At 42.5% G+C, this 14,011-nt stretch carries 20 protein-coding genes; 5 read left to right on the forward strand and 15 right to left on the reverse strand.

All coding sequences use genetic code 11. From position 1 onward, the window contains the following. Positions 1-308: 308 nt before the first annotated feature. The 7 genes from AC3D28_RS14330 to AC3D28_RS14360 form a co-directional block, all read right to left on the reverse strand. Complete coding sequence (locus tag AC3D28_RS14330; protein ID WP_488536454.1) at positions 309-1,445, reverse strand: zonular occludens toxin domain-containing protein; 1,137 nt, start codon at positions 1,443-1,445, stop codon at positions 309-311. Further along, positions 1,442-1,756, reverse strand: coding sequence for a DUF2523 family protein (locus AC3D28_RS14335; RefSeq protein WP_488536455.1), 315 nt, complete (start codon positions 1,754-1,756; stop codon positions 1,442-1,444). The genes AC3D28_RS14330 and AC3D28_RS14335 overlap by 4 nt, the downstream gene beginning before the upstream one ends. 1 nt (position 1,757) lies before the next feature. Beyond that, positions 1,758-3,329 (reverse strand): methyl-accepting chemotaxis protein, encoded by a 1,572-nt coding sequence (locus AC3D28_RS14340; protein ID WP_488536456.1) that lies wholly within the window; start codon positions 3,327-3,329, stop codon positions 1,758-1,760. Between the two features lie 132 nt (positions 3,330-3,461). After that, the gene (locus AC3D28_RS14345) at positions 3,462-3,692 is read right to left on the reverse strand and encodes a phage coat protein (RefSeq protein WP_488536457.1); all 231 of its coding nucleotides are present in this window, start codon (positions 3,690-3,692) and stop codon (positions 3,462-3,464) included. A gap of 7 nt (positions 3,693-3,699) precedes the next feature. After that, entirely contained in the window at positions 3,700-3,945 is a 246-nt protein-coding gene (locus AC3D28_RS14350) for a hypothetical protein (protein WP_017636224.1), read from the reverse strand. Between the two features lie 11 nt (positions 3,946-3,956). Continuing rightward, the gene (locus AC3D28_RS14355) at positions 3,957-4,292 is read right to left on the reverse strand and encodes a hypothetical protein (protein WP_488536458.1); all 336 of its coding nucleotides are present in this window, start codon (positions 4,290-4,292) and stop codon (positions 3,957-3,959) included. Position 4,293: 1 nt separating this feature from the next. Further along, on the reverse strand, positions 4,294-5,373 hold the full coding sequence (locus tag AC3D28_RS14360; protein ID WP_488536459.1) for a replication initiation factor domain-containing protein: 1,080 nt from the start codon (positions 5,371-5,373) through the stop codon (positions 4,294-4,296). A gap of 148 nt (positions 5,374-5,521) precedes the next feature. On the opposite strand from AC3D28_RS14360, the gene AC3D28_RS14365 reads away from it, so the two are divergent. Next, positions 5,522-5,713: a hypothetical protein gene (locus tag AC3D28_RS14365; RefSeq protein WP_285336636.1), complete on the forward strand. Its 192-nt coding sequence runs from the start codon at positions 5,522-5,524 to the stop codon at positions 5,711-5,713. A gap of 201 nt (positions 5,714-5,914) precedes the next feature. Then, positions 5,915-6,199 carry a hypothetical protein gene (locus AC3D28_RS14370; protein WP_488536460.1) on the forward strand — a complete coding sequence of 95 codons (285 nt, stop codon included), beginning with the start codon at positions 5,915-5,917 and terminating at the stop codon, positions 6,197-6,199. A 492-nt stretch (positions 6,200-6,691) separates the two neighbouring features. Here the strand turns inward: AC3D28_RS14370 and AC3D28_RS14375 are convergent, their stop codons facing one another. From AC3D28_RS14375 to AC3D28_RS14405, 7 genes are all read right to left on the reverse strand, one after another. Next, positions 6,692-7,828, reverse strand: coding sequence for a zonular occludens toxin domain-containing protein (locus AC3D28_RS14375; RefSeq protein ID WP_488536454.1), 1,137 nt, complete (start codon positions 7,826-7,828; stop codon positions 6,692-6,694). After that, positions 7,825-8,139, reverse strand: coding sequence for a DUF2523 family protein (locus tag AC3D28_RS14380; RefSeq protein WP_488536455.1), 315 nt, complete (start codon positions 8,137-8,139; stop codon positions 7,825-7,827). Before AC3D28_RS14380 ends, AC3D28_RS14375 begins: the two co-directional genes overlap by 4 nt. 1 nt (position 8,140) lies before the next feature. Further along, positions 8,141-9,712 carry a methyl-accepting chemotaxis protein gene (locus tag AC3D28_RS14385; RefSeq protein ID WP_488536456.1) on the reverse strand — a complete coding sequence of 524 codons (1,572 nt, stop codon included), beginning with the start codon at positions 9,710-9,712 and terminating at the stop codon, positions 8,141-8,143. A gap of 132 nt (positions 9,713-9,844) precedes the next feature. Continuing rightward, a complete protein-coding gene (locus AC3D28_RS14390) occupies positions 9,845-10,075 on the reverse strand; it encodes a phage coat protein (protein ID WP_488536457.1) in 231 nt (76 codons plus the stop codon). Between the two features lie 7 nt (positions 10,076-10,082). After that, positions 10,083-10,328, reverse strand: a complete 246-nt coding sequence (locus AC3D28_RS14395; protein ID WP_017636224.1) for a hypothetical protein — start codon at positions 10,326-10,328, stop codon at positions 10,083-10,085. An 11-nt stretch (positions 10,329-10,339) separates the two neighbouring features. Then, on the reverse strand, positions 10,340-10,675 hold the full coding sequence (locus tag AC3D28_RS14400) for a hypothetical protein (RefSeq protein WP_488536458.1): 336 nt from the start codon (positions 10,673-10,675) through the stop codon (positions 10,340-10,342). 1 nt (position 10,676) lies between these two features. Then, positions 10,677-11,756: a replication initiation factor domain-containing protein gene (locus AC3D28_RS14405; RefSeq protein WP_488536459.1), complete on the reverse strand. Its 1,080-nt coding sequence runs from the start codon at positions 11,754-11,756 to the stop codon at positions 10,677-10,679. 148 nt (positions 11,757-11,904) lie between these two features. On the opposite strand from AC3D28_RS14405, the gene AC3D28_RS14410 reads away from it, so the two are divergent. The 3 genes from AC3D28_RS14410 to AC3D28_RS14420 all read left to right on the forward strand — a co-directional run bounded on the left by AC3D28_RS14410 (position 11,905) and on the right by AC3D28_RS14420 (position 13,005). Beyond that, positions 11,905-12,096, forward strand: coding sequence for a hypothetical protein (locus tag AC3D28_RS14410; RefSeq protein WP_285336636.1), 192 nt, complete (start codon positions 11,905-11,907; stop codon positions 12,094-12,096). 201 nt (positions 12,097-12,297) lie between these two features. Further along, positions 12,298-12,582, forward strand: coding sequence for a hypothetical protein (locus AC3D28_RS14415; RefSeq protein WP_488536460.1), 285 nt, complete (start codon positions 12,298-12,300; stop codon positions 12,580-12,582). 117 nt (positions 12,583-12,699) lie between these two features. Beyond that, a complete protein-coding gene (locus tag AC3D28_RS14420; protein ID WP_488536461.1) occupies positions 12,700-13,005 on the forward strand; it encodes a hypothetical protein in 306 nt (101 codons plus the stop codon). 244 nt (positions 13,006-13,249) lie between these two features. Here AC3D28_RS14420 and AC3D28_RS14425 read toward each other — a convergent pair whose 3' ends face one another. Then, positions 13,250-13,639, reverse strand: coding sequence for a universal stress protein (locus AC3D28_RS14425; protein WP_488536462.1), 390 nt, complete (start codon positions 13,637-13,639; stop codon positions 13,250-13,252). Positions 13,640-14,011: the final 372 nt, after the last annotated feature.

Genomic DNA, 14,011 nt, shown 5'->3' on the forward strand with positions numbered 1-14,011 from the left:
CATATAATGCGCACTAAGGCAGTTGCTTTTTACTGAAACCATGAACCAAAACAACTAAGCCTAAAGTCCAAATTCCTATGAATCCTAGAAACTCATAAGGATATTCAAATATCAAATCAATCATAAATAAATCCAGTGTGAACGTGAAAAAATTAGCTGTGTGCATGTTCCGCTTCCTCACTCTCAGACGCTGCGCTTATTCGAGCTGCGGCGAGCGGTCTAGCTAGAGGCAGCCCATTTAAATAGCATTATTGTTGCCCAAATACAAAAGCCCCAGAACAACGTCCAAAGAATATTGACCAACATTGCTATATCTGAACAGGAACGTTTTGCTGGAGAATGTCAGTTGGCTTTTCGCGTTGGCCGCAGGTGAAGATCCTTTCTGAATGATCCCAAGTTACCCGATAGACACAATCCGAAAGAACCTCAAACTGGTAACCTATATCAACCAAATCTGTATGGTCGAAACTGAAAAGTTTATCCGTACCATCATAAACATCGATGTATATCTTGTAGAAAGTCAGGTCACGGTTTAATTCTCCCATTGATTTCAAGCTAGTAGTTAGCGCTATTTGCTTAGCGTAACCAGTGATAAAAAAGTCGTAACCATCTAAAGGGCCAAAACCGGTACTGTTCTTTTTCTTGGGTGAAGTGTCAGTTCCTTGAGCTGTTGGCGTGCCAGCTGGAATTTCTACGTTAACATTTTGCTGCTTTACTGGTTCCGGTGCTTTTTCGGGTTCAGGCCACCAAGCCATGATATTGATAGGCAAGCCAATACCCAAAAGCAAAACAGTACCAATAACAGGCCATCGCTTCCAGAAAGGTCTAATGTCTTTTGCTTGCGCTTCTTGCACATGCTTATTGGACTGAGAATGGCTTTTATAAAATGGAAAATACTCAGACTTGTAAGATCGTATCGAAGTATTAACCACCTCACCATTACAACCATCTTGAACTTTTTTGGTGTATGAGTTGCTGGAGCCCATTGCAGTATTTTTAGTGCAACGGTAAGTGACTTCAATCATGTCTTTAATATCGCGATGCAACTTGCGTATATTCTGAGTCAGTAAAATAATATCGACACCATAGTGACGATGTATCGAAAACCACTCAAGAATCGCAGACGGAAGCCCACGAGATGGTAAGCTCATATGAGCTTCATCAACAATGTACAAAGGGCCCTGTCCTTTCTCATTTCGCCACTCATCCGAATAATCTTCAATCTGACTAAAAGGGCGACTTGTAGAGCCAAAATCCGTCAACCGACCATCCACTATCTTGATTAGGTCGCGCACATCCTCACCGAATATCTTTACGAACCAATCAACATTAAGCGTAATATTGGTGATAACTTTACGTCCTTCCTTGATAGCCGGAATGATGTGATAAGCAACAGCCTCGTAAGTCTTACCGCCTCCTGGTCTACCTGCTATTGTATAAATCATGAGCCTAACCTCGTAAACGGAATCAGTTGAAGCATTAAGCGAACCGTGATTGCTGCAAGAATGATAGAAAGGCACTGAGGTAAACCAACCGCAGCCATAACCCAAGACACTGTTGGAGGGATTGAAGTCATATACTGACTCATATCAACAGGCGCAAAGAGCGCGAACACGCCAGAAAGCAGCATGTTAACCATCTCCATGACCTGCTCAACCGCCCAGAAAAATAAGTCCTTGAGCATGTTAAAAAACGACACTAAAAGCTGATACAAAAAGACCAAAAGCTTATTAAATAAATCGACCAACCAATCCATATTAACCCCCAAAAATAATGCGACGTGCTGCGAAGATGGACGACATAATCAGAACTGCACGAACAAAACCGAAAACCCAATCAAAACTAATGTGCTCTTCAAAACTGAAGTCACCGAAGAACGGAACCGGAAGAACGAAAGATGGACGCTGAGCATTAGATAAATCTATGTTGCCAAATGAATTAACAAAGTCGTCAATCACATTGGTTTTTAAATCATTAAGTTGACCAGATACCAAACCGCCTAACCCATCAGGATAAGCAGATTCATAAAAGCCAGTACAATTACCAGCCTCGATACAAGTACCACCCGTACCAGCACCGGACGTATCAGTATTAGCAATGCCATCTAATGTATCTGAAATACCAGCAACATCCTCAGCAATACCATCCATTGCGCCAGCAATTTGTTCAACGTCATTACCAACGCCGTTAATCGCATTGGTATTTTTGTTTACCGCTGTTGTTATGTCAGCATTGGCCTGTTGAATCAGAGACTTTGTTTTACGATAGATTTCATTATCGTTAGCTTGCTGCTTTTGAATGGCCTGCGTATTGGTGACAACTGAAGCATTAAGAGCAATGATTTGATTTTGAACGTCAACACTTGCCTGATTAATGTTAATGTTCATCTCATTGAGCGACTTGTTTACATCCTTATTCATTCCCGTTATTGCGCTGACAACTGCCGTATCTGTCGATTCATCTGTTGGAGGCTCCTCAACATCAGGTGCATCTGTTGGAGGGTCAGGAACGACAACGCCACTATCGGAATCCGGCAAAACACTAGGGTCTTCAATATCGCCGCCTGTTGGATCGTCAGGGTCATGAGTTGGGTTTGTATCTGGCTTTTCTTGAGTATCTGGGTCTTTATAACCTTTGCACTCAGGGTCTGAACAAAAAGATGGCCCACTAGGTACATCACAAGCAGGACCAATGACGGTAAAACTTGCATAACACCAACCGGACTCGCCGCACCAAGAACTGGAATGGTCAATGGCAGCACCACAACCGCCACCGATAGAAGAACAGATATAAGATGAAGGAGAAGAATTACCCCAAATACTAGAAATCCAACGAACATCGCCTGATTGACCTTCTACTTCTGAACAATCACGGCCATTACATTGAAAGTCCCAAGACTCAGTTTCGTTACTGCAAGAATAACTAAATTGATCGCCTTTAGATTCACATTGAGTTCGAGCGACATCTATAGCATCAAGAGTTGTTTGACGTTCGCAAAAAGGAAGAGGAGGTTCAACGTCGGCTAAATAAAAATGATTGCGTGAATTTTTTGTAGAGTTTAATTTAGTACAAGTCGAACCTGCATCAGAATAAGTATCATATTTAAGTTCAATATAACTCCCCCTATCAGTACCACCCCTAACTATAGCATTGCGCCATGAGCTAGAAATGCCTTTCATGCAACTACCGGAAATAGTAGATATATAATGTGATGGACTATCAAAATAAGAGCCAGAATAAGGGCCGGATGTGATTTGTATACCAGAAAAAGCACTAAACGAAACACTCAAAAGTATCACCAGTGCCGCAATGCTTTGTTTAATACTCATGTATAAACCTCATTAAAAAAGGGGACCGAAGCCCCCTATCCTCTAAAGTTTTGAGAGGCCACAAATCCAGCAATGCCACCCAAAAGCACAAAGACGATGAGAATGACATCGTGAAGAATGGCCAACATAAACTTAAGCCTTGTTCACAGCACGCTTAGCAAGAGTGATAGATTTAAGAGCCATAGAGATACCAACAATTAGCAAGCCAGACGCACCGATTTTGGTCGCAACGCCAGCAAGGTCAATTGCACTAAATGGGTCAGAACCTGCCTCACTTGCGAAAGCAGAACCAGAGAAAACAGCCACAGCAACAGTAGCAGCACCACGTTTTGCGAATTTCTTCGCTTGATTGATGTATTTCATAAGTACCTCAGAGAAGTTTGATTAAACGTAAAGCCATCTTGATGGCATAGGTAGAAATGAAGCCCCCAAAGAAAACCAAGGAAAAACCAAGGCCGAACATTTGAGTAGCTTCAGGGCCAGTAACCTGAGTGAAATCCATCAGCGAACCGTATTCTTGAGCCGTAACCATGACGTAACCGCTACAAGAAGCAGCATCAACTTCAGGAACGACAGCAATAAAACCGTCAGCGTTTGGAAGTGCGCACACAGGCATAATTGAAAACCTTACTTAGCTTTGTCAGAGACAGGATTGTCGAACAGGCTGCGAATCACTTTAAAGTCACAAACCAAGTTGCGACGCGGGTCTTCAGGGTCAGGTTCATACTCGAATTCAACAAGAGCCGGACACATCGTTGTTTCGAATTTAGCGAGAAGTGCATCATTTGGCGCAAATGGAACCTCAACAGATTCAATACCAAACGCAATTTGAGAGCCTTTTTCGTTTTCCCAAGGCTTCAATGCCTTACCAGCAAACAAACGACCAATTTCATATTTTTTACCGGATTGCTTACCAACGCCTTTTGAGTAAGTGCCACCTGTTAGAACGTAACGAACTGCCATGCTAATTCTCCATTATCTCTTTGATTATGTGTTTGTATGTATCAGGCAAGTTGAGCAAATCGCCCTGCGTATCCTCAGATATGAGCAACCCAAAAACTTTCTCCAAGTCACCATCCAAGTAATTAGCAATATCCGCTAACGTGCGGCCAACTTGACGACGAGCCCAACGAATGCGCCCGTGCATATCGAGCGCAACTTGTTTCTTTTTTGTAACCACCTTTACTGGAGAGCTGGATACGATAGATGCGCTATACGCACAAATTCCGGCGAAGTAACCACTGATATTGAGAAGCACATCGACTGGCATCTCCTTCAGCTCACACTCACTTCTAAACCAAAACATATCGAGCCCAAGCTGAGCAGCCTTGTTATAAATACGCCAGTAAATACGAGATTTGCGGTTGCCAACCTCGAATGATTCATTGATAACCTTGCCGGAAGGTTCAGCGAAATAACGCTCACCCGCACTAGGGCCGCAACCCCTATCAGATGTGCGAAACGCATTATCGGCATAGGCTTTTTTTGCATACTCACGACCGAACAGGCCGTGGAAGTCATCGACTGCAAGGTCGATTCGAGATAGACGGTTACAATCGAGAAGCTCTAACCACCAATGCAAACGGAATGCACTTGTGTGCTCAAAAACGTGTTTGCACCCTAGCCCCTCGATTTGGAAATAACAGGTTCCGAGGTTTCCACCCAAAGCAACAAAACCAACGTGCTTGTTAGAGTGTTTGGTCATCAAGTGACATGAATCCTCGTAACCGTATAACCCCTTACCACGCCAAGGCGACATACGAAGGCCAAGAACGTGCAAGCAAAAAACCTCCAAACGTTCCATCATTGAAACGTTCCACTGTTGTTTGTATCGCTCGATTAACTTTTCTTTTTGCTCAGGAGTTTTAGCCATGCGGTAATTTGGCTTAGGGATTGGAGCCCAGATAGCAGAAGAAAGATCTGACTTGTGAGCGTGACGCAAAGATGAGTAAGGGATTGTCCAAGACAGGTAATCAACAAAAACAAAAGGACTCGCCTCAGTATCGATTTCCAATTCTTCAGGGGTGAATACTTGTTTTTTCATTCTTACAATTTCCAGCTAACGCACACATGCATACAATGTTATTTTGATGCAAAGATAAACACAATTAATGCATGTATGCAAGCATCCATAGGCGAAGAGTATATTTGCATACTAAAATACATGAATAATGTCACACAATGAGGTTCATATGACGAAGAAGTACACTTCCCTACGTGTTAGCGAATCGACAAAGATGAAGTTGGAAAGAGTAGCTATAGATGTAAGCTACGAAACGAAAGAATCAGTGAAATGGACAGACGTTGCCAACTTCCTTTTTGACAAGTACTTGCACGATGCTAAAGCAGACATGATCCATAAAAAAACGGACTCAAAGGACTAACTGGATGGCATTGGAGAGAGTTAACTTGATTGACTCGCTTCGCTCAAACACTGGCGCGCTACGCTTGCGAATACACGGCGAACACTGATGATTCAGTGGAATTTACCCCCGTAATACTAGACGGGGGTTTGGCTCCGCTTTTAGGTCCCTCCCGCTAAGCGGGCCCCTCCCAAAATGCTCGCTAACCGACGAAGTAAGACGATGAAAAAGATCATATTATCAATGGCCTTAATGAGCTCAAGTTCATTGGCAGGCCCAACAATGGGCGAAATCATTGGTCGTGAAGAAGATCCAAACCGACCAATTGAAGAAGTCTATGGCAAGGAACGCATAGACAAAATAAGAAACGGTGATGATTTCTGCATGTATGAATACAAAACCGATGAAAGCGGAAAAATAAAAAGTATCAAACTAGAAGGAAGACCAGAAGACTGCAAAAGCGTCCTATGGTACTTCTTAAAAAGATACGAAGATAAAATAAAATGACATACTCATCGTTTGGTATGTCATTTCTTCCTTAATGCGCATTATACGCTTTTTATGTTACAGGCTATCTCTTCAAAGCGATTCTCTCTCATAGCATGTACGCAGCGAGCTACGACAATGAGCAATTCTCTCGCCCACCCTTTGCGCGTTCTAGGCCGTTGGCAAACCACTCAACATAAACACGAATATAATGCGCACTAAGGCAGTTGCTTTTTACTGAAACCATGAACCAAAACAACTAAGCCTAAAGTCCAAATTCCTATGAATCCTAGAAACTCATAAGGATATTCAAATATCAAATCAATCATAAATAAATCCAGTGTGAACGTGAAAAAATTAGCTGTGTGCATGTTCCGCTTCCTCACTCTCAGACGCTGCGCTTATTCGAGCTGCGGCGAGCGGTCTAGCTAGAGGCAGCCCATTTAAATAGCATTATTGTTGCCCAAATACAAAAGCCCCAGAACAACGTCCAAAGAATATTGACCAACATTGCTATATCTGAACAGGAACGTTTTGCTGGAGAATGTCAGTTGGCTTTTCGCGTTGGCCGCAGGTGAAGATCCTTTCTGAATGATCCCAAGTTACCCGATAGACACAATCCGAAAGAACCTCAAACTGGTAACCTATATCAACCAAATCTGTATGGTCGAAACTGAAAAGTTTATCCGTACCATCATAAACATCGATGTATATCTTGTAGAAAGTCAGGTCACGGTTTAATTCTCCCATTGATTTCAAGCTAGTAGTTAGCGCTATTTGCTTAGCGTAACCAGTGATAAAAAAGTCGTAACCATCTAAAGGGCCAAAACCGGTACTGTTCTTTTTCTTGGGTGAAGTGTCAGTTCCTTGAGCTGTTGGCGTGCCAGCTGGAATTTCTACGTTAACATTTTGCTGCTTTACTGGTTCCGGTGCTTTTTCGGGTTCAGGCCACCAAGCCATGATATTGATAGGCAAGCCAATACCCAAAAGCAAAACAGTACCAATAACAGGCCATCGCTTCCAGAAAGGTCTAATGTCTTTTGCTTGCGCTTCTTGCACATGCTTATTGGACTGAGAATGGCTTTTATAAAATGGAAAATACTCAGACTTGTAAGATCGTATCGAAGTATTAACCACCTCACCATTACAACCATCTTGAACTTTTTTGGTGTATGAGTTGCTGGAGCCCATTGCAGTATTTTTAGTGCAACGGTAAGTGACTTCAATCATGTCTTTAATATCGCGATGCAACTTGCGTATATTCTGAGTCAGTAAAATAATATCGACACCATAGTGACGATGTATCGAAAACCACTCAAGAATCGCAGACGGAAGCCCACGAGATGGTAAGCTCATATGAGCTTCATCAACAATGTACAAAGGGCCCTGTCCTTTCTCATTTCGCCACTCATCCGAATAATCTTCAATCTGACTAAAAGGGCGACTTGTAGAGCCAAAATCCGTCAACCGACCATCCACTATCTTGATTAGGTCGCGCACATCCTCACCGAATATCTTTACGAACCAATCAACATTAAGCGTAATATTGGTGATAACTTTACGTCCTTCCTTGATAGCCGGAATGATGTGATAAGCAACAGCCTCGTAAGTCTTACCGCCTCCTGGTCTACCTGCTATTGTATAAATCATGAGCCTAACCTCGTAAACGGAATCAGTTGAAGCATTAAGCGAACCGTGATTGCTGCAAGAATGATAGAAAGGCACTGAGGTAAACCAACCGCAGCCATAACCCAAGACACTGTTGGAGGGATTGAAGTCATATACTGACTCATATCAACAGGCGCAAAGAGCGCGAACACGCCAGAAAGCAGCATGTTAACCATCTCCATGACCTGCTCAACCGCCCAGAAAAATAAGTCCTTGAGCATGTTAAAAAACGACACTAAAAGCTGATACAAAAAGACCAAAAGCTTATTAAATAAATCGACCAACCAATCCATATTAACCCCCAAAAATAATGCGACGTGCTGCGAAGATGGACGACATAATCAGAACTGCACGAACAAAACCGAAAACCCAATCAAAACTAATGTGCTCTTCAAAACTGAAGTCACCGAAGAACGGAACCGGAAGAACGAAAGATGGACGCTGAGCATTAGATAAATCTATGTTGCCAAATGAATTAACAAAGTCGTCAATCACATTGGTTTTTAAATCATTAAGTTGACCAGATACCAAACCGCCTAACCCATCAGGATAAGCAGATTCATAAAAGCCAGTACAATTACCAGCCTCGATACAAGTACCACCCGTACCAGCACCGGACGTATCAGTATTAGCAATGCCATCTAATGTATCTGAAATACCAGCAACATCCTCAGCAATACCATCCATTGCGCCAGCAATTTGTTCAACGTCATTACCAACGCCGTTAATCGCATTGGTATTTTTGTTTACCGCTGTTGTTATGTCAGCATTGGCCTGTTGAATCAGAGACTTTGTTTTACGATAGATTTCATTATCGTTAGCTTGCTGCTTTTGAATGGCCTGCGTATTGGTGACAACTGAAGCATTAAGAGCAATGATTTGATTTTGAACGTCAACACTTGCCTGATTAATGTTAATGTTCATCTCATTGAGCGACTTGTTTACATCCTTATTCATTCCCGTTATTGCGCTGACAACTGCCGTATCTGTCGATTCATCTGTTGGAGGCTCCTCAACATCAGGTGCATCTGTTGGAGGGTCAGGAACGACAACGCCACTATCGGAATCCGGCAAAACACTAGGGTCTTCAATATCGCCGCCTGTTGGATCGTCAGGGTCATGAGTTGGGTTTGTATCTGGCTTTTCTTGAGTATCTGGGTCTTTATAACCTTTGCACTCAGGGTCTGAACAAAAAGATGGCCCACTAGGTACATCACAAGCAGGACCAATGACGGTAAAACTTGCATAACACCAACCGGACTCGCCGCACCAAGAACTGGAATGGTCAATGGCAGCACCACAACCGCCACCGATAGAAGAACAGATATAAGATGAAGGAGAAGAATTACCCCAAATACTAGAAATCCAACGAACATCGCCTGATTGACCTTCTACTTCTGAACAATCACGGCCATTACATTGAAAGTCCCAAGACTCAGTTTCGTTACTGCAAGAATAACTAAATTGATCGCCTTTAGATTCACATTGAGTTCGAGCGACATCTATAGCATCAAGAGTTGTTTGACGTTCGCAAAAAGGAAGAGGAGGTTCAACGTCGGCTAAATAAAAATGATTGCGTGAATTTTTTGTAGAGTTTAATTTAGTACAAGTCGAACCTGCATCAGAATAAGTATCATATTTAAGTTCAATATAACTCCCCCTATCAGTACCACCCCTAACTATAGCATTGCGCCATGAGCTAGAAATGCCTTTCATGCAACTACCGGAAATAGTAGATATATAATGTGATGGACTATCAAAATAAGAGCCAGAATAAGGGCCGGATGTGATTTGTATACCAGAAAAAGCACTAAACGAAACACTCAAAAGTATCACCAGTGCCGCAATGCTTTGTTTAATACTCATGTATAAACCTCATTAAAAAAGGGGACCGAAGCCCCCTATCCTCTAAAGTTTTGAGAGGCCACAAATCCAGCAATGCCACCCAAAAGCACAAAGACGATGAGAATGACATCGTGAAGAATGGCCAACATAAACTTAAGCCTTGTTCACAGCACGCTTAGCAAGAGTGATAGATTTAAGAGCCATAGAGATACCAACAATTAGCAAGCCAGACGCACCGATTTTGGTCGCAACGCCAGCAAGGTCAATTGCACTAAATGGGTCAGAACCTGCCTCACTTGCGAAAGCAGAACCAGAGAAAACAGCCACAGCAACAGTAGCAGCACCACGTTTTGCGAATTTCTTCGCTTGATTGATGTATTTCATAAGTACCTCAGAGAAGTTTGATTAAACGTAAAGCCATCTTGATGGCATAGGTAGAAATGAAGCCCCCAAAGAAAACCAAGGAAAAACCAAGGCCGAACATTTGAGTAGCTTCAGGGCCAGTAACCTGAGTGAAATCCATCAGCGAACCGTATTCTTGAGCCGTAACCATGACGTAACCGCTACAAGAAGCAGCATCAACTTCAGGAACGACAGCAATAAAACCGTCAGCGTTTGGAAGTGCGCACACAGGCATAATTGAAAACCTTACTTAGCTTTGTCAGAGACAGGATTGTCGAACAGGCTGCGAATCACTTTAAAGTCACAAACCAAGTTGCGACGCGGGTCTTCAGGGTCAGGTTCATACTCGAATTCAACAAGAGCCGGACACATCGTTGTTTCGAATTTAGCGAGAAGTGCATCATTTGGCGCAAATGGAACCTCAACAGATTCAATACCAAACGCAATTTGAGAGCCTTTTTCGTTTTCCCAAGGCTTCAATGCCTTACCAGCAAACAAACGACCAATTTCATATTTTTTACCGGATTGCTTACCAACGCCTTTTGAGTAAGTGCCACCTGTTAGAACGTAACGAACTGCCATGCTAATTCTCCATTATCTCTTTGATTATGTGTTTGTATGTATCAGGCAAGTTGAGCAAATCGCCCTGCGTATCCTCAGATATGAGCAACCCAAAAACTTTCTCCAAGTCACCATCCAAGTAATTAGCAATATCCGCTAACGTGCGGCCAACTTGACGACGAGCCCAACGAATGCGCCCGTGCATATCGAGCGCAACTTGTTTCTTTTTTGTAACCACCTTTACTGGAGAGCTGGATACGATAGATGCGCTATACGCACAAATTCCGGCGAAGTAACCACTGATATTGAGAAGCACATCGACTGGCATCTCCTTCAGCTCACACTCACTTCTAAACCAAAACATATCGAGCCCAAGCTGAGCAGCCTTGTTATAAATACGCCAGTAAATACGAGATTTGCGGTTGCCAACCTCGAATGATTCATTGATAACCTTGCCGGAAGGTTCAGCGAAATAACGCTCACCCGCACTAGGGCCGCAACCCCTATCAGATGTGCGAAACGCATTATCGGCATAGGCTTTTTTTGCATACTCACGACCGAACAGGCCGTGGAAGTCATCGACTGCAAGGTCGATTCGAGATAGACGGTTACAATCGAGAAGCTCTAACCACCAATGCAAACGGAATGCACTTGTGTGCTCAAAAACGTGTTTGCACCCTAGCCCCTCGATTTGGAAATAACAGGTTCCGAGGTTTCCACCCAAAGCAACAAAACCAACGTGCTTGTTAGAGTGTTTGGTCATCAAGTGACATGAATCCTCGTAACCGTATAACCCCTTACCACGCCAAGGCGACATACGAAGGCCAAGAACGTGCAAGCAAAAAACCTCCAAACGTTCCATCATTGAAACGTTCCACTGTTGTTTGTATCGCTCGATTAACTTTTCTTTTTGCTCAGGAGTTTTAGCCATGCGGTAATTTGGCTTAGGGATTGGAGCCCAGATAGCAGAAGAAAGATCTGACTTGTGAGCGTGACGCAAAGATGAGTAAGGGATTGTCCAAGACAGGTAATCAACAAAAACAAAAGGACTCGCCTCAGTATCGATTTCCAATTCTTCAGGGGTGAATACTTGTTTTTTCATTCTTACAATTTCCAGCTAACGCACACATGCATACAATGTTATTTTGATGCAAAGATAAACACAATTAATGCATGTATGCAAGCATCCATAGGCGAAGAGTATATTTGCATACTAAAATACATGAATAATGTCACACAATGAGGTTCATATGACGAAGAAGTACACTTCCCTACGTGTTAGCGAATCGACAAAGATGAAGTTGGAAAGAGTAGCTATAGATGTAAGCTACGAAACGAAAGAATCAGTGAAATGGACAGACGTTGCCAACTTCCTTTTTGACAAGTACTTGCACGATGCTAAAGCAGACATGATCCATAAAAAAACGGACTCAAAGGACTAACTGGATGGCATTGGAGAGAGTTAACTTGATTGACTCGCTTCGCTCAAACACTGGCGCGCTACGCTTGCGAATACACGGCGAACACTGATGATTCAGTGGAATTTACCCCCGTAATACTAGACGGGGGTTTGGCTCCGCTTTTAGGTCCCTCCCGCTAAGCGGGCCCCTCCCAAAATGCTCGCTAACCGACGAAGTAAGACGATGAAAAAGATCATATTATCAATGGCCTTAATGAGCTCAAGTTCATTGGCAGGCCCAACAATGGGCGAAATCATTGGTCGTGAAGAAGATCCAAACCGACCAATTGAAGAAGTCTATGGCAAGGAACGCATAGACAAAATAAGAAACGGTGATGATTTCTGCATGTATGAATACAAAACCGATGAAAGCGGAAAAATAAAAAGTATCAAACTAGAAGGAAGACCAGAAGACTGCAAAAGCGTCCTATGGTACTTCTTAAAAAGATACGAAGATAAAATAAAATGACATACTCATCGTTTGGTATGTCATTTCTTCCTTAATGCGCATTATACGCTTTTTATGTTACAGGCTATCTCTTCAAAGCGATTCTCTCTCATAGCATGTACGCAGCGAGCTACGACAATGAGCAATTCTCTCGCCCACCCTTTGCGCGTTCTAGGCCGTTGGCAAACCACTCAACATAAACACGAATATAATGCGCACTTAAGTTATGGGAGCAAAGTTGTAATGTCACTATTTACCAAAGTTAAAATGTCTCCTTCGCTTGCAGTTACTAAGCTCTATAAGGATACATTTGAGATGCTAGTGACTATGAATGACTCTGATATCAATCGTTTTAAAGTAATTCAAGATGTCTGTGACCGTTGGATCCGCCGAGTCGATGCGGCAGACATTCTTGATTTGAGTGCGCTGGGATTCTATCAATGAACACGATCAAAAAAGCCGAACCCCATCGCTAAGGTTCGGCTTTTTTGTTTGGCATCGTATTAACACAGATTTCAGCCTGTCGAGATCAATCAACTAAACAAAAGTATCGGCTTCCTTATTACTATGTAGATTATCATTTATGACATTTCGGTGCAGTTCACATGGTTTAAGTTTGCGTTCGTTGTTGCGCCTGGCGGTTAGAAGCAAAGCGCAAGCTGATAAAACTTATTCTCCACGCCTCTGGTTACTCGTCTAGATACACGATCAGTAGATCTGCTTCTACTTCATTTGCAACCTTTGGTACAGATGAGAAAAAACGGCTCAATAAATTATGATGATGACCACACACAACTAAATCAATCCCCTCTCTCTTCACTATTCCTGATAGCTTAATGTGCAGATCGCCAATTACTGCCATGTTATCGCTAATAGGATAATCGTATTTATCCGCAAGTTCTTTTAACTCACGTTGAAGCTTTTGTTCTTCTTTTGCTTCCATTACCACTCGATCAACATCAACGTATACCAACGAAAGTTTACTGTTTGCGTTCTTTGCTTGGTTAATTGCTTTTTCGATAACGACTTGGCTAGATTGAGATAAATCAACAGCGACTAATATGTGCTTGTAATCCATTCCTTCTCTCCCTGTTAGTTTTCATGTGCTTACCCTAAGTCTAGCCCACTAAAAACGATTGTTATGTGAGAAAAGAGATTTATTCGAAATATTCGAGTTCAATTTTTCAGCCGTGAGAAAGTAGGCCGAATGAAGAAGTGCATTGGTATGAGACAGGGATACTTTCATTATTTTATCCTTAACGACTGCTCATAAAGCATCAAAAACACTTAGTGATTACGTTGTCACAAAATGGTTAATGCCTGTCTTTAGTTTTACCTTTCATTAAGTGACACTGTGACATACAAGTTAACGCTTACAAGGTTATGGTGAGGTACTCATAGAGCATTGTTAACGAGCTATTCGATTTACTATACCCAAACCGGATTAGAT

It is taken from the genome of Vibrio sp. TAP-3B, from assembly GCF_057784735.1.

Coding starts and splice junctions, on each gene's coding strand:
- AC3D28_RS14375 (WP_488536454.1), bottom strand. CDS start 7,828: ATGATTTATACAATAGCAGGTAGACCAGGAGGCGGTAAGACTTACGAG.
- AC3D28_RS14370 (WP_488536460.1), top strand. CDS start 5,915: ATGAAAAAGATCATATTATCAATGGCCTTAATGAGCTCAAGTTCATTG.
- AC3D28_RS14425 (WP_488536462.1), bottom strand. CDS start 13,639: ATGGATTACAAGCACATATTAGTCGCTGTTGATTTATCTCAATCTAGC.
- AC3D28_RS14385 (WP_488536456.1), bottom strand. CDS start 9,712: ATGAGTATTAAACAAAGCATTGCGGCACTGGTGATACTTTTGAGTGTT.
- AC3D28_RS14415 (WP_488536460.1), top strand. CDS start 12,298: ATGAAAAAGATCATATTATCAATGGCCTTAATGAGCTCAAGTTCATTG.
- AC3D28_RS14360 (WP_488536459.1), bottom strand. CDS start 5,373: ATGAAAAAACAAGTATTCACCCCTGAAGAATTGGAAATCGATACTGAG.
- AC3D28_RS14420 (WP_488536461.1), top strand. CDS start 12,700: ATGAGCAATTCTCTCGCCCACCCTTTGCGCGTTCTAGGCCGTTGGCAA.
- AC3D28_RS14345 (WP_488536457.1), bottom strand. CDS start 3,692: ATGAAATACATCAATCAAGCGAAGAAATTCGCAAAACGTGGTGCTGCT.
- AC3D28_RS14330 (WP_488536454.1), bottom strand. CDS start 1,445: ATGATTTATACAATAGCAGGTAGACCAGGAGGCGGTAAGACTTACGAG.
- AC3D28_RS14390 (WP_488536457.1), bottom strand. CDS start 10,075: ATGAAATACATCAATCAAGCGAAGAAATTCGCAAAACGTGGTGCTGCT.
- AC3D28_RS14405 (WP_488536459.1), bottom strand. CDS start 11,756: ATGAAAAAACAAGTATTCACCCCTGAAGAATTGGAAATCGATACTGAG.
- AC3D28_RS14410 (WP_285336636.1), top strand. CDS start 11,905: ATGACGAAGAAGTACACTTCCCTACGTGTTAGCGAATCGACAAAGATG.
- AC3D28_RS14355 (WP_488536458.1), bottom strand. CDS start 4,292: ATGGCAGTTCGTTACGTTCTAACAGGTGGCACTTACTCAAAAGGCGTT.
- AC3D28_RS14380 (WP_488536455.1), bottom strand. CDS start 8,139: ATGGATTGGTTGGTCGATTTATTTAATAAGCTTTTGGTCTTTTTGTAT.
- AC3D28_RS14400 (WP_488536458.1), bottom strand. CDS start 10,675: ATGGCAGTTCGTTACGTTCTAACAGGTGGCACTTACTCAAAAGGCGTT.
- AC3D28_RS14365 (WP_285336636.1), top strand. CDS start 5,522: ATGACGAAGAAGTACACTTCCCTACGTGTTAGCGAATCGACAAAGATG.
- AC3D28_RS14395 (WP_017636224.1), bottom strand. CDS start 10,328: ATGCCTGTGTGCGCACTTCCAAACGCTGACGGTTTTATTGCTGTCGTT.
- AC3D28_RS14350 (WP_017636224.1), bottom strand. CDS start 3,945: ATGCCTGTGTGCGCACTTCCAAACGCTGACGGTTTTATTGCTGTCGTT.
- AC3D28_RS14335 (WP_488536455.1), bottom strand. CDS start 1,756: ATGGATTGGTTGGTCGATTTATTTAATAAGCTTTTGGTCTTTTTGTAT.
- AC3D28_RS14340 (WP_488536456.1), bottom strand. CDS start 3,329: ATGAGTATTAAACAAAGCATTGCGGCACTGGTGATACTTTTGAGTGTT.